Here is a 16,396-nt window from a genome sequence, read left to right as displayed (position 1 = left end):
AATGTTTTTCATGGATTCGCATAAAAAAGAGGGGCGATGCCCCTCTTGGCTATTTACCCCAATGGAACTTGGATCCAGGTTTCCCCTTCCTCCACTTGTCCTTTCTCCAATTTTATCACGTCTCAAGCTGATTTTCAGCACGAGTTTATCCGTCATGTCTCAAAGCCTAACTCAACTCCCGCTTTGTCTCCCCCAGCATAGAAATCAAACCGCCTCCATCGTACTTATTATTCTTGCTGTACGCTCTTGCCGAACCGGACAAGCTCCTCTACAATTAAAGCTCGGCAGGCTTTTGTACCTGCAAATCGTGAGATGAAGGTGGCCTGGATCAAACATGGAAATTTCACTGGATATGATCAAAGACAAAGTTGAATGCTTGCAAGCTTATGACTTCAAAGAACTGGAGCGTACGATCGAAGACCGAATCGGAATCAACAAAGCGCTTATGCTGCGAGTGAAGCAGGTTCAGCATCAAGTGACGTACCACCCAATTCACAACAAGATGTTATATAGTGCCGTTGTGCATTTTGCCGTTGATTGATGGAACAACTATTGTAGCAGGTAAAAACCCGGATTGGCATTAAGGGCCAATCCGGGTTTTTTTATTGTTAGTATAAGCAGCTTCTACCCACCAACATTTTTTGAATAAAAAAGGAGTTCCCCCTCATGCAGTTGTTCCTGCATGGGGAAACCCTTTCGGTGCTTTAAATCAAGTCAGAAGCCTTCAACATTCTTTGTACGATAGCTGCAACCTCAGCACGGGTGATATTGGCTTTCGGAGCCAGTTCGTCTCCTCCTCTGCCGCTGACCACACCTGCCTCAAGACTTGCAGCAACAGCAGCTTTAGCCCATTCCGAGACATGGCTTGCATCTGTGTAAGGCTTCAGGAGTTCATGGCTGTCCTTAATCGCCAGCTTCTCCTGAAGACCTGTAATTGTCATAGCCTTGGACAAGATGACCATGGCTTGTTCACGAGTAATCTTCTCTTCTGGACGGAAGGTTCCATCCTCAAAGCCTTCGATCAACTTATACTCATAGGCTGTCAGAACAGCAGAATTATACCAATCGGAAGCATCCACATCTGCAAAAGGTGCTATGCCATCAACTGGCTTCAGTCCCAAACCTCTCATCACGATCGCTGCGAATTCGGCACGTGTCATATCCGCATTTGGATTGTATAGATCGTTACCAACGCCATTCACAATCAGGCGGGAGCCCATATCATTGACAGCATCTTTAGCCCAATGATTTTCAACATCTTGGAACATCAACGGGTGCCATACCACCGAATACAGACTGTTGGTTAAGCTGTTAATTTGAGCGTAGAACTTACCATCTTCCTCCGTGACCTTCGTCGGAACGTGACGAATCGATCCGTCTGGATCTGTAACGATACCTGTAGTAATCTTGTTTGGATTGATTCCTTCAGGCAGGGCAATGGAACGTTCCACATACACATTAAACTTGGTCACATCCACTGCTTGGTCTGCGAATATTGTTTTGACTGTAAAGTCAAAAGAAGGAGCTACCAGTGTAAGTGCATTTTGCGCCGCAGCATCTTCCGCAACCTTCAGCATATTCGCTTCTGGAGAAGCGACGCGGATCTGAATCTTAATACTCTCCAGCGATACCGACGTGCCCAATTGCTTGGAGATTGAATCCATATCGAGCTGCTGAGCAGGAAGGGAATAGCTTGCATTTCCAGTTTTCACAACCAGTACCGCCTGCTTCTCTTCCATGTTCTTGACCATCTGTCCGGTCAGTTCACCAATAATGATATTCGATTCGGAAGAGACCGGTATAGTCACCACTGCACCTTGTCCCTCAGCTTTAAGCTTGGTGTCCAGCTGTTGTGGGTCAACGGTTATCGTCGTCACCGTACGTTCTCCCTCAGTAGAAGCCACGGACTTGCCGATTCGTTCTTCCTTGCCATTCACCAAGACAATGACGGCATCATTGTTGGAAGTTGTACTACTTCCGTTAGCTCCTCCAGTGGTGCCACTATTATTACTGCCAGCATTCCCTGTGCCAGTGCCACCACCCGCATTGCCTCCGCTGTTACCACCATTGTTGTTCCCATTATTTCCTCCGCCGTTACCACCACTATTCGTTGTAGCTGTCCATTTTGCATAAAGGGTAACGTCATCGGTTACAACGTCTGTCTCGATATTCCATTTTGTTGTTCCTGCGGCATCCTTATACCAACCTTCAAAGGTGTAGCCCGGTCTTTCACTGACGATGATCCCTGGAATCTTGGAACCCTGAGTTACCCCCATAGAGAATGGATTAGAGCCGTCCTGCCGATCAAAGGTGACGCTGTAAGCCGGAAGTTGAACCGGATTCACGGTCACACTCACAACATCACTGTTGACCGTTGCCGTTTGATTTCGGGCAGCAAGGTTCGTATTTTTCACTTCTACAAAATAGTAAAGCGTGCCTGATTGAGTTGTCGGTACAGAATAGCTGCTCCCTGTCGCGCCCTCAATCAGCGTTGCGTTATCTAAGCTATTTATCGTGTTGCTGTACCACTGGTAGCTTAATGTCCCACCATCATTAACCGTTGCATGTATACTCAATTGCGGACTTTCCGTTCCTTGGTCTACGGTCCGACCAATTGGCTGTGCATGAATAACTGGCTCCGCTGCGTTGGCAACGAGCTTCTTAATATGTCCGGTCTCGTTATCAACAACATATACGTTTCCGCCGATATCCACTGCTACACCATATGGACCGACGAAATCGCCCATTGTGCTGATCGTTGTCCACACGCCATCCGACAGCTTCCGTACAATTTGATTAATGTAATCCGCTACATATACATCTCCATTGGCATCCGCGGCTATTCCTTTTGGCATATTAAAGGATACTCCAGCCGTGATGTCTTCCCAGCCATCATCCGTCAATTTCAGAACTCCACTACTAGCATCTGTTACATATATATTTCCGCCGCCTGCTGCTAATCCAACTGGATTATAAACAGGGATATTACTGATGCTACCCCAGTATCCACCAACTAGCGTACTAACTCTACTATATTCTGCATCCGCGACAAAAATCTGATTTTGTTCACTAAATGCCACATCAACCGGTGTAGAAAGCCCCTCACCACCAATGCCTTCCCAATCACCGTTAGCGTATTTTAGAATGTTACCGCTGCTACTGCGCGATACATAAATGGCTCCACTGCTGTCGACTGACAGACCCGAAATGTGCTCAAGACCTTCTTCTGGCGTGATGTCAGTCCAGCTACCCGTGGTAGAGCGCATTTTAATGGTAGAAGAACTTGCCACATAGACCGTTCCATTGGCATCCACTGTGACATCAACTGGTCCGTAAACCGGTCTCTCTGACCCCGTTATATCAATCCAGCTTCCCCTCTCGACTAATGGATTCACCACAACTGTGGCTACTGTGCTAGGCATTATTTTGGATTGGGAACCAATTGTATTTTTCACCTCAACAAAATAATACGTTGTACCCGCTATTGACGTGGGTACGTCATAACTGCTTTCCGTCGCTCCCTCAATCTTTTCAATTACTCCGCTTTCTACACTTTTCTTCGTATTGCGGTACCATTGATAGGTCAGGTTTCCGCCGTCGCTTACTGTTGCAGTTACGCTCAGCTTCGGACTGATATCATTCAGATTTACCTCTTTATCCAAAGGCCCTTGGGTAATTTGCGGTGATTGAGCCTCCGTTGGTTCCGAGCCCCCCGATCCACTTCCTTGGTTAGAATTTATCGTGACAGAACCAGGAGTGTCACGTTCAATAACTATTGTGTTTCCATCAATACTCGCATAGTCACCCGAAGCCCGAATGATATGGGCTGAACCCTCACTCGCGGTTTCCTTTATTCTGAAATGTAAAACAAATACCTCTTGCTTTCCATTCACAATGGGGTGTTCTTCTCCAAAACTCGCTTGCACATACACTTCAGAACTGCCGGGAGTTAAACCCGCATTAAAGGTAGTTGTACTCCATTTAGAGGTTGCTACCTTTGTCACAGGTTCAAGTTTATTAAGATTATAGTTAAAATTGATCTGATAGCCATAAATACTATAATCCCCAGGATATATATATACAGGAACGTCTACTATATCCCCAGGATCTCCAGAAACAGTTCCGATCTCAAGTAATGTTTGATCATCCGCAAAAGCAATCGATTGAAACGAACTCAAAAGTAAACTGAAAACAAGAACAATAGAAAACAAGGATCGAAGCTTGTTCTTGCCCATAACGTGCTGCATCATTCTTTATTCCTCCCTAAATACATATTCATAATCCTCTTGATACTGTTACTGTCCAATTTTCCGACTTCATTCATGTCCAGATCTTTGATCTGTTCTGGATGAGGCTCAGGCGCTCTCCTTCCAATACGTTTATATGAACTCCAACCCATCGGGTAATTCCCCCTTATTTCGACACCACTTGGGTCCCAAGCACTAATTTTACTCATCCACGCTTACAAAATGCTTACAAAAGCAAATCTCAGAAAATAGCACAAAAAAGCCCCGCTGCATCCCTTTTTATCAAGGAATACCTCGGAGCCTCTTGGAATTATACCTCTTTCATCATATCTATGAACAGCCGTTCCATAAGAGCCGGCGGACCATAGCCCATCTCCTGTTGGAACGTTTCTTTCATTTTATTGAAATGCATAGAAAAGGAGGTTCGATCCTTCCAGTGCATATAGATTCTTAGAATCATCTCATGCCCCTCCTCTTCGTAAGGAATGATGGAAAGAACGAATTGGAGAAAATCGTGAGCCTGCCGATATTCTCCCGCCTGCATATATGCACGTGCCAGAGCCTTGGACATGTCTCGGAAGCTTTGATTAGCCCGCTCCCTTGTTGCTTCACACCAGGTATAATCCTTGTAGCCATACAGCTGTCCCTTGTACAGCCTTAGAATATCCTCTGCTTCAGAAGGGGAGTTAGCAATCTGCATGGTACTTCCCTTACTTAACTCATCGAAGCGAACATAATCGCAAGATTCCAGTAGCTGAAAATGATAAAAGCCCTTCTTGGAGCTTAAATTAATATTGATTCCTTTCTCCAGCAGTGTTTTCTTCATGCGGAATACGGTGGTATGCAGGTTTTGCTCTGCTTTGTGGGGCTCATGCTCTGGCCACAAGCTCTCGCATATGATCCATTTGGATAGATTCGTATCCCTATGAATCAGGAAGTAAGCCAGGAGTTCCTCTGCCTTCGACGTCGGAAAATCGACAGGCCTCCCATCGCTTGCACGATGGACAATATAATGACCGAAGCATTGGATACGAGCACCCGTATCCTTTTTATCTATAGGAGCCCGTTCTTTCCGTCTGAGAATACGTTTAATGGTACCATCCAGGACACTCTCATCTACGGGTTTCAACAGATAGTCCAGCGCATTCACCCGAAATGCCTCCAGCGCATATTGATCATAGGCAGTTACAAATACAATTTCCGTGTCTAGTTCCATCTCCAGTAAGGTGGAGGCGAGCTCCAGACCATTCATCCCTGGCATATCAATATCCAAAAAAGCTACATCCGGCCGTAAACGGGGAAAATCCTTTAGCAACTCGGAATATTTGGTGTACGCCCCAACGACCTCAACCTCTGGCCTGTCCTCCAGAACTTGCTGCAGCCGCATAACTGCCAGTTTCTCATCATCCATGATGACAACTTTCATGAATCCCCATCTCTCTTTCACTGCTCTCGCGCAAGGTCATATGTTGAGCTGGAACTGGACTCTTGTCCATTCTCCTTCTACACTAGCTACACTCAATTCTTCTTTGCAGAAATGTGCCAATCTCCGGTGGATATTGGCTAGACCTACTCCCCTTCTTTGAGATGGGGAGCCTTCCCATTTCCATAGCTGTTCTAATTGTTGTGGACTCATCCCGACCCCATCATCCCATACTTCGATATGAACCGTATCCTCATGCAATGTGATGGAGAGACGAACCGTTCCCCCATCCTCCTGCTTCATTACGCCATGCCGGATCGCGTTTTCCACCAAAGGCTGTATGGTTAATGGTAGAATTTTCTTCTTCAGCGTTTCCGGCTGCACATCATATATAACGGTAAGTCGATCCTCAAATCTTGCTTGTTCAATCGCCACATAAGCTTCAACCAACTGAAGCTCATCTTGCAGCAGTACATAGCTGTCTGATCTGGGGTCGAAGCTTCTTCTTAAATAAAAGCTCAAGTGCGTAATGAGCTTCTCCGCACGCAGCGCGTCAGTTCGACATAAAGCGATAATGGAGTTCAACGAATTGAACAGGAAGTGTGGTTTGATCTGCGATTGGAGGAAATCCAGCTCTGCCTTCAATGCATCCTCAACAGACTTCTTTAACTGTAGCAGTGTTTCGGTTCTGGCACGTACCTCCAAGGCATCGAAGGGTTTAACCACAAAATCATTAGCTCCCGCCTTAAAACCAGCCGCAATATCGCTAGGTGAATGAAGCACTGTCAGCAATACAATAGGTAGCTCAAACAGAGAAAACTGCTTACGTATTTCTCGACACACTTCGAAGCCCGACATTCTGGGCATCATCACATCCAGCAGAACCAAGTCAATATCAGAACGGCTATTCAACATCTTCAGAGCCTCTGCTCCGTTAGTTGCCCAAACGATGTTGTAGGGTTCATTTGTGAACACACGGAACAGAACTTGAAGATTGGACGTTTCGTCATCCACTGCCAATATCGTATATTTTCCTGCTCCCCGCTGGGGTATTTCTACCAGCATCTGATCTTGATCTGTAGAGTGACTTTCTAGAGCTACGGCTGTCTCCAAGGCACTATACCCCTCATCATTCGCAATCGGAAGTGTAAAGGCAATGCCCGTTCCACGCCCCTGCTCAGACCAATCGATATAGATTTCTCCATTCATTAGGTGCAGTAACTTCCTGCAAATAAATAGCCCCAAGCCTGTTCCGCCATACTCATATGGAGAATGTGCTTGCTCGAAGGGTTGAAAGATCGTATCCCATTCCGATTGAGCGATACCTACTCCGCTGTCCTCAATGATGATGGTGACTTGCCCATCCACTGCCCGTGCGGTTATCGTAATGTTGCCTTCCTGAGTGAACTTGGCCGCATTACCCACCAGGTTATGGATGATCTGCTTCAACCTGTTCTCATCTGCGTAGACTAGAGGCAATTCGCTAGGCACGGCATTGATCAGCTTGATTTTTTTTCCTGTGATTAGATGCTTGAATAGATCAAATACGAGAGAAACGGTTACACGGACATCCACACTGGCAGGATGAATGGTCAGCTCATTGCGCTTCATTTTCTCCATATCCAGAATGTCATGCACCAGCGCGGACAACCTTCTAGAAGTATCCCGGATTAAGGAAAGATTCTGCATGTGGGTGGCGTTAAGTCCATCCGAACCTGTCTCCAGCATGTTTTGGGAGAGATTAATGATGCCATGGAGCGGTGTCTGAAACTCGTGTGAAGTCTGGAGTAGAAACTCATCCTTCTGCCTGTCTGCCTTCCGGAGCTTGATAGCCATTCCTTCGATTGTCTTATAGGCTTCTGAGAAGCGGTAGGACATAATGAATGACGCCAGAAAACAAAATCCCAATATCGCATAATATCCAATCCTGTAATCTGTAGTAACACTGCTTAGATACAGGGCATAATCGATTAAACCAACGAAATAACAGCATAACGCCATAATAAAGAGCGCCAGACTCTTCTTGGTGAATTCGCCATATCGTTGCCTACGGTAAGAATAGAGCAGCACACCAACAATAATGATGTAAGCCACGATTTGAAAAGTACTGGCATACATATTGAAGTCGGAATACCATTGGAATGGCGTAACCAAGACAAAAGCAATATATACTCCCATCCCATAGATAAGGGTGTTAATAAACCAGCGAGAGATCAGTCCTTTACACATGGATTTGATAAACAACACCATTGTAATCAGGGAAAGGTATAAAGAGACCGCCTGAATCTTGTAATAGACCTCCGTTGGCAAATCAAAATACTCTACGATAATTCGCTCGCCGTTACTCGCAAATGACCAGGCGATCACAATACAACTTAAGCCGAGATAGAGAAGCCCTTCTTCCTTTTTTCGAATAATATATACACCCAGCTGATAACAGCCTAGCATCAGCAGCGATACAATCAGAGTCAAATTAAGAATGTTCTTGTTGGTGTTATGGACTTGAATGCCCTGGGCACTCCCGAAGTAAAGGCTATATGGGATGCCGCCTTGCGTATTTTCATAATTGGCTACATGAATCAAAATGTCTGCCGTATCACCCTGTACAGTGAAAAAAGCATTGTATGGCCTGTTCGCGTATTCATATGTACTATGGGATAACGTAGGGACACCACTCTCTCCTACCTTCTCACCATTAACATAAACTGTGCTTGCCATCCGAATGTTGGATATTCGTAACCCGTATACCCTGGAAGAAGGAGCTAGCTTCACCTTCAAACGGTAGGTGCCGCCCCCTTTTGCCTGAAGAGTCCCATCTGGCGCTGTATGTCTCCAAAATCCGGGTACATCCATGAAATGCGGTGATGAAACCAGCTGAACTCCCGGCTCCAGTAGCTCATTCCAGTAAAATTCCCATTGTCCATCCAGCAATACCACCTCATCGGAAGCAAAATCCCAAGTCGTCAGATCCAACGTCCCGTTCCTTGCCGATTCTGGCTTCATGCCCTTATTCTCCGTTGCCTCCAATAGCCCAAATAATAAAATATAGCAGCCAAGGCTAACTGCAATAAGTGCCACAAGCATCTTTCTCATCTAACGATCTTCTCCGTTCATACTCTATCCATTCTATCCACTGGGGACAATCTCCACTAGCGGAAAACAAATAAAGTATAACATAGGTTATATACAGATCTCCTTCCTTAGGATAAAGCAAATTCAGAGATCACTCTCCTTACCTAAAGGGCTCTTGACGAAAACAAACAAGCGGCTGCCTGATCGGCAACCGCTGTATCTGACATGCTTATTAAATGTCGTAGTTATTCGAAGGACTGTGATCGATAATGGATTGCACGACTCGTTTAACCACAGATTTCGCGGCATCCTGGATGGAAATTCCGCCGATCTCATCCGCGTTAATTTCGATAAATCCTTTGCCCCCAATGATCTCTCGGGCTGTCTCAAGTTCGCCCGCACTGATAGAATCATGGGATACCAGTGAGATCAGGCCGGCGTCGTTCAACACCTTTGCCATCTCCGCCGTGCCGCGGAGCGTTTCTCCACTGACGCTCTCAAGCAGCATGGTATGGTAACCGGATGACACTAGTCGCTTCTCCACTTCCTTGGCGAGAGCTACCGTATCCGAGCCAGCAAACCAGACCGTGAGCGGAGATTGTCCTTTCTGCTGGGCGCGAACCTCTCTCGTGATCCCCGTATCCAGCGTGGCAAATCGGCTGTCTCCCTTCAGCGCTTGATCAATGACTCCGCAAGCGGACGTCATGTTGGTGACACGATCAATGAGGATAAACCCTCCGATGCTCTTATTGTGTTCAAAGGAATCGAAGACGATCTGATCCGACAGCGTGAATTCACACTTGGCCAATTCGTTCTTAACAATCTGATCCGCCGGAACGGTCTGGCCCGTGTTAATGTCAACTTTATGGGTAATTGCGGTTACAGTGCCTGGAAGAGTCTTCGTTCCGACCTTAACCCAATAATGCTTGCCCGGAGTCAGAACGGAATCGTCCATCCACAGGATCGTAGAAGCGAAGCTGTCAGCTTCTTGGACTTGATTGTCCATCGTGAGCACACAGCCCCGCGAGACATCAACTTCGCGGTCCAGTTGTATCGTAACCGGTTGGCCAGCATAAGCCGAATCCTGAGCTTGGTCCGTCACCAAAATCCGCTTAACCTTTGCTTTCTCCCGACTTGGCAGTGTCATGAGTTCGTCTCCGACCGAAACCTTTCCAGCCTCGATCTGGCCCTGGAACCCACGGAACGTATGGTCCGGTCTGCTTACACGCTGAACCGGCATCATGAAAGGCTTCGTATCATCGGTAGTATGAACATCTATATTTTCCAAATACGGCAATAAAGCTAACCCTTCGTACCAGGGGCTATTTGGCGACTTAGTTGTGATGTTGTCCCCTTCCGTAGCGGACACGGGAATGACCTGAATGCTCTTGATTTGGAATTCAGCCGTCGTTTGGATGAACTCTTCCTTGATCGCCTCGAATGTCCCCTGATCGAAGCCAACCAGATCCATCTTGTTCACAGCCAATACGAGATGCTTGATCCCCATCAGGGCGCAGATCCGGGCATGGCGTTTGGTTTGGGTAATAATGCCTTTGGTAGCGTCCACCAGAATGATGGCTAGATCAGCAAAGGAAGCGCCTACAGCCATGTTGCGCGTATACTCTTCGTGTCCCGGTGTGTCCGCCACGATGAAGGAACGATGAGACGTCGTAAAATAACGATAAGCCACATCAATAGTAATCCCTTGTTCGCGTTCGGCCAGCAAACCATCGAGGAGCAATGAGTAGTCGATTTTGCCGCCTCGGCTTCCCAATCGACTATCGAGCTCAAGCGCGCGTTCTTGATCGGCGAACAGCAGCTTGGCGTCATAGAGCATATGTCCGATCAGCGTGGACTTGCCGTCATCCACACTTCCGCAGGTAATGAATTTAAGTAGACTCTTCATGTTAGAAATAGCCCTCCCGTTTGCGTCGTTCCATGCTTCCCGCTGCTTCTTGATCGATAACCCGACTGGTCCGTTCGGAGGATAACGCACCCAATGTCTCCTCAATGATCTCGTCCAGCGTAACAGCATCGGACTCGACTCCGCCCGTGAGCGGGTAACAACCCAACGTGCGGAAGCGAATCTTCTTCATCTCTATCTTCTCGCCAGGCTCAAGCTTCATCCGCTCGTCATCCACCATGATGATATGCCCGTCACGATTAACGATCGGTCTTACATCCGCGGAGTAGAGAGGAACGATATCGATGTTCTCCCGACGAATGTACTGCCAGATATCCTTCTCAGTCCAGTTGGACAACGGAAAGACTCGAATGCTCTCTCCCTTGTTGATTCGCGTGTTGAACAGCTTCCACATCTCCGGACGTTGGTTCTTCGGGTCCCACGAGTGGTTCTTGTTCCGGAACGAAAAAATCCGCTCCTTCGCACGCGACTTCTCCTCATCACGTCTTCCGCCACCGAACGCAACCGTGAATCCGTATTTATCCAATCCCTGCTTCAGGGCTGTGGTTTTCATAATGTCGGTATATGCGGAACCATGGTCGAAAGGGTTGATTCCTTGTTGAATAGCCTCTTCATTAGAATGCACGATCATCTCGATACCAAATTCCTTCGCCTTTCGGTCGCGGAACTCTATCATTTCCTTAAATTTCCAGGTTGTATCGATATGCATGAATGGGAATGGCGGCTTCTCGGGGTAAAAAGCCTTTAGGGCCAAGTGCAGCATGACCGAGCTGTCCTTGCCGATGGAATACAACATGACCGGTTTCTCGCACTCCGCTGCTACTTCTCTGATAATGTATATCGCTTCAGCCTCAAGTTGATCCAGATGTGTTAATTCTTGCATGGCAAGGCGGCCTCCTTTTAATCCTCACTAAAACCATCGTATTTATAAACTTATCCTATCAGATTCCATCTTTATTGCAAAGTGGAAAAAAGTAAAATTTATGATGTCTATGTGTTGGATCGACAATATTCAGCAGTGAGTAGCGGCTCCCTCCTAATTATAAATCGCCTAAACGAATGATTTTTGCTGAGCTGCAAATGGAATCGGTTGGTTAACAAACAATATTACAATCATGGTTGAGGGCCATGCGATTTGAAAAAAGCTGCCGTCTGTAAAGTACAGACAGCAGCTTAATGAGTTGCCTCGTTAATTCAAAATGTCCTTTACAATCACTTACATGTTCCAGATGCGGGACAGAATCACCGCTGCTTCAGCGCGGGTCAATGATTCAGTTGGTGCAATTTTGCCACCTTTTCCGTTGACGATTCCGCTTCCTACGAGGGAAGTTACACTATCCACCGCATAAGTAGAAATACTCGCAGCATCGGAATACGAAGCCAGATTTCCGCTGCCGACAGATGACTTACCTGCTGCTTTCAGGGCTTTCGCTGTAAGAACCATCATGTCTTGACGGGAAATGCTGCTGCCTGGTTTGAACGTGTTGTCTTCAAATCCAGAGGCAATCCCCAGCTCCTTGGCAATGGCCACGGCCTGTGCATAGTAAGCAGTAGGCTGTACATCGCTGAAGGCTGCCGTGTTCGTGTCCTTGCCCTTCAATTCAAGGGCTCTCACCAGCAGGGTGATAAAGTCAGCTCTCGTGATGGTAGCTGCTGGAGCGAAGCTCTCATCCGAAATGCCTTTAATAATATCGCGAGCTGCCATTGCTTCAACGGCTTCTTTTGCCCACAGGACATGCTGTACATCGTCAAAAGACTTCGTTACGTAGGCTACGGCATACGTGCTGAATTCTGTTGTCTTGAACACAACCGATCCGGATGTAGCATCATATCGTCCGTTCGGTACAACTGTTGCCTTTCCTTGACTGTCAATATTCAGGATCACCAGTTGATGTGCATTGACAAGCTCTTGGCCAGCAGGTGTGTACGGCACTGATACCGTTACAGGCGCTGCTGGATTATTCCAGGCCAGCACACGGTCCCCAGCTTTGATACTAAGGTCGATCGCCGGACGGCTGCCCACTTTGGGGCGGACTTCTGCGTTCAGGCGATCTGCCAAGACTTTGCTAATCTGAATAGAGACTTGATCCGCTTGTTCCGTAAGGTTAGACAGCATGTTGGACGGAATTTGAAGTGCTGCATGCTCTGTCTTAAGTACAAACTCAACATTATTGTTGCTCTGCAGGCTTGAAGTTGGCAGCTGCATCACATAGGATTGGGCATTCGCCTGCTTCGGCACTTCGATGGTAACCTGCTTCTTGCCATTTGCACCTGGAGAAGCTTGTTCAATCGCTTTATTCAGGCTGTCGCTTGAAATGGTTGCTGTGGCTGTTCCATTTTCGACTTTAACTACTGGCACAATTGCCGAGTCGCTGCCTGGAAGCTGTGGTTGAGGCTGCGGAGTAGTACCGGAGTTCGATCCGCCACTGCTGCCACCATTATTCCCGCCACTGTTGTTGCCTCCACTGTTGTTCCCTCCACCGTTGTTGCCGCCACCGTCGTTTCCTCCTGGAGAAGGTTTGCCCGTGAGCGTCAATTCACCGAATACGGACGTATCCTGGTAACCTTGACCGGATGCATCATTCCATGCGTTTACGCTGATTCTGTTGCCGTCTTTGGCATCATTAATCTGCGCATCGAAGCCGATCTTCGCATTATTCGCAGGCTTCACCTTTTTGAATGGAATTTTCATCTCGACCGTGTAGTTGGTACCGGAAACAGCGACTTTGGATTCGAAACCTGCTGCGATTTCTGCTGGATTAAAGGTAGCAAGGTTCTCGAAGTTCACTCGGTATTGTCCATCATCATCCTGGAAGCTGGACGTTTTGCCGTTATTCTCATCGACGAATACTTCGACGGAATCCTGCTCCCATACATTTGGATTGGTCTTGTTCAGTTGATCGTCTCTGACTTGCGCGAGCACATAGAGATTGTCGTCATCCCACAGTACTCTTGCCGTTCCTGTTGCACCGGACCACGCCATTTGCTTCGTATCCAGTTTTAACTCAGGAGCTTTGCTCCATATGCTGTCTACAGAGCCATCAAGCGATGGTGTCCCATAGAAGGCAGTTGATTTCTTGTAATCAAGCTCTTCGGGTGGATGTTCTGCCAGGTACTTCTCCGGATCAACGACCCCGTAGAATGCCTCTTTGGCTTGAAAATCCTTGTCAAACAAGGTTGGATTCTGCTCGGCTCTCCAGCTCGTGCTGTCATTCAATCCCCAGAAGGTCACACGCGGAATATGCTCGCTGTTCTTCTTATAGAGATCCATCAATGAGGCATACAGATAAGCCTGCTGCTTCGCTTCTTTTTCAGTGATTGCAGAGTTCGTGCCTGCCATAATGTCCAATTCGGTGACACTGACCTCCACACCCAAGGAAATGAAACGTTCGAGTGACATCTTCACATTGTCCAATCTCGTGCCCAGATTGTAGTGGGCTTGCATGCCGATGCCATCAATCAGTTTCTCGCCAGGGTGATCTTTCTCGTAATTTTCATTGATCTCTTTCACCATGCTGTAGATCGCAGTAGATTTATTCTGGTTGTCATCGTTGTAATCATTGTAGTAAAGCTTGATGTCCCAGCCATTCTCGTCAATGACTTCTTTGGCTGCAAGGAATGCCTGCTCAAGATAGTCAGGGCCGATAGCCTGTAACCAGCCGGAATTACGCAATGCATTTTCCCACTCTTGCGGATTAGCCGGGTTGTCGTTCATGGCTTCGTTAACAACGTCCCAGGAGATGACTTTGTCACCAAAGTGTTGAACGACCGTTTGAACATGTGTTCTCAGGTTCTCCAGAGCTTCTTCACGGCTCAGAGGTTTGCCGTCTGCTGCCGTATGCAGCCATGTAGGAGACTGCGCATGCCATACGAGCACGTGACCGTGCAGATCAAGGCCTGCTTCCTGTACTCTTTGGACAAGGGCATCTTCTGCGGTGAAATCAAATTGTCTGTCCGTGTTGTATGCATAATCCGGCTTCATATCGTTCTCAAACGTAACGACATTGTGATGCTTCGTCAGCAGCTTGAGCCGGGTCTCGTCAAAGGTCGCCGGATTAACAATGTTACCGATCAGGAAATGATCCTTGTAAACCTCCTTCAGATCAGGAAGGTCCTCTTGAATCGGAGGTGCAGCAGTTACAGGACCCACATATTTTAGAGCAAAATCATCCAGGAAGAAGGTACGGTTCCCACCATCGTCATTTGCCGTTTCAATATACGCATTGAGTACGCTTGGAGTCGTCGTGAGTGTATACTTCCCTGTTAGATGTACCCACTCTTGATCTGTAACGGTTGCATTTTGTGAAACGTTCGCATAGCCACTCTCCGCATATTGAACACTAATACGAAGTGTCGTAGGCGCTTCGCCCGGTGCCATTTTCACCCATGCAGACAGCTCATATTCATGATTCTTGGCCATTTTGCCTGTAGCATCAACCAACGCTGCATCATATTGCGCCGTAGTCGTTACAAGCAAGCTTTGATTGCCGTCAGGTGTATGATTATCCTCTTGAGAAAGACCAACTGTTTCACGGCCGTTGCGTGCTTTGAATCCATCCAGACCGCTCTCAAAGTCTGCAGTGATTCCTGTTTTATCCACAATCTCTGGTGCGGTTTCACCAGGGGTCACATCTGTGATGATAACTTCGTCAATGTAAATATCGGAGGTTAACGAATTGTTTGATGGTTCAACATAGATGATGACCTCATTCGTTTTAGAAGGCACTTCGTAGCCTTTAGTTTCAAACAAAGTCCAGTCGGAAGCGGTTACAAGTTTGTTCCCTATAATCCAAGGATACTTCTGATAATCCGCTAGGATTTCAGAATCGATCTTGGAAGCCAGATGGAACTGGCCTTCACCAGAACCGAGTCTGACTTTGAGGGAGATATCGTACTTACGGTCGGATTTCATCTTGCCTGTAAGTACGAGGGCAGGAACGGCTTTCTCATCGGCCCGATTGTAGAACTTCAGAGATTTCACACCTTCGGAGGCTACGTCGTCAACGACCGCAGTATCGCCGCTCGATCCCCAACCCAGCTTGCCCCAACCACCAGTACTGCCGTCCTCAAAACTTTGGTTAAGGACTACCGTGGGTTCGACAGGTGCTGCTGCCTGGGTAATCGTGATATCTCCAATATAGAATTGCACACCCTTACCTGCTTCATCAGACTTGATTCGCAGAGCTGTCTTGTCCACACTGTTAACGGAGAGATCAGCGGTTAGCGTAATGCCTTGCCCGGCTATAAAGTCAGCAGAGCTAATTCCAGTGTATGCCTCAGATCCTTCAACGCCCTTATTGCTTACAATTTCCAGAACGGCTTTCCCGTCTGCAGGTGGGTTAGCATCCGTATCAACATAGACGGAAGCGGTTACAGAATACTCTTGGCCATTGGTCAAACCAAGATCGGTGAATGCAAGATCCACGCCATCCCAGTTATTGGATCGGTTACTGACTTTCAGCGCTGCTCCATCATCATTGCCCTCAAATGACTTGTCTGTGACAGCTTCCAGCTGGGCACCGCCGGATTGAGTTGCTTTGCCCTTACCATTCTGGAATGTTTCCTGATAGACAATCTGTGAATTAGAATCTACTGGATCTGCTGCACTTACTGCCTGAGCCGTCAAGCCGCCCGGAAGAAGCAGAGCCACTGCGAGTAACCCGGAAACGACCTGCTTAAATAATTTCCTCATTCGAAGCCTTCCCCCATACCAAATTTTTTATAAACCAT

Annotated in this window: 7 protein-coding genes; 1 reads left to right on the top strand and 6 read right to left on the bottom strand. The window is 47.2% G+C overall.

All coding sequences use genetic code 11. The features are described 5' to 3' along the window. The first annotated feature begins 334 nt into the window (after positions 1 to 334). Positions 335 to 541 carry a DUF2536 family protein gene (locus AC3WQ3_RS17475; protein WP_153976946.1) on the top strand — a complete coding sequence of 69 codons (207 nt, stop codon included), beginning with the start codon at positions 335 to 337 and terminating at the stop codon, positions 539 to 541. A 163-nt stretch (positions 542 to 704) separates the two neighbouring features. Here the strand turns inward: AC3WQ3_RS17475 and AC3WQ3_RS17470 are convergent, their stop codons facing one another. From AC3WQ3_RS17470 to AC3WQ3_RS17445, 6 genes are all read right to left on the bottom strand, one after another. Beyond that, positions 705 to 4,250 (bottom strand): S-layer homology domain-containing protein, encoded by a 3,546-nt coding sequence (locus AC3WQ3_RS17470; protein ID WP_492472922.1) that lies wholly within the window; start codon positions 4,248 to 4,250, stop codon positions 705 to 707. Positions 4,251 to 4,557: 307 nt separating this feature from the next. Next, positions 4,558 to 5,673 carry a response regulator gene (locus tag AC3WQ3_RS17465; protein ID WP_492472921.1) on the bottom strand — a complete coding sequence of 372 codons (1,116 nt, stop codon included), beginning with the start codon at positions 5,671 to 5,673 and terminating at the stop codon, positions 4,558 to 4,560. 36 nt (positions 5,674 to 5,709) lie between these two features. Further along, positions 5,710 to 8,763 (bottom strand): hybrid sensor histidine kinase/response regulator, encoded by a 3,054-nt coding sequence (locus tag AC3WQ3_RS17460; protein WP_492472920.1) that lies wholly within the window; start codon positions 8,761 to 8,763, stop codon positions 5,710 to 5,712. Positions 8,764 to 8,974: 211 nt separating this feature from the next. After that, positions 8,975 to 10,648, bottom strand: a complete 1,674-nt coding sequence (locus tag AC3WQ3_RS17455) for a GTP-binding protein (protein ID WP_492472919.1) — start codon at positions 10,646 to 10,648, stop codon at positions 8,975 to 8,977. 1 nt (position 10,649) lies between these two features. Beyond that, positions 10,650 to 11,549: a sulfate adenylyltransferase subunit CysD gene (gene cysD, locus AC3WQ3_RS17450; protein ID WP_095288547.1), complete on the bottom strand. Its 900-nt coding sequence runs from the start codon at positions 11,547 to 11,549 to the stop codon at positions 10,650 to 10,652. A gap of 333 nt (positions 11,550 to 11,882) precedes the next feature. Next, positions 11,883 to 16,358, bottom strand: a complete 4,476-nt coding sequence (locus AC3WQ3_RS17445) for an endo-1,4-beta-xylanase (RefSeq protein ID WP_492472918.1) — start codon at positions 16,356 to 16,358, stop codon at positions 11,883 to 11,885. Between the last annotated feature and the right edge of the window lie 38 nt (positions 16,359 to 16,396).

Source organism: Paenibacillus sp. FW104-T2 (genome assembly GCF_058789975.1).
The sequence above is the reverse complement of the archived record's forward strand: the minus strand, read 5'-3'. Positions and strand labels throughout refer to the sequence as shown.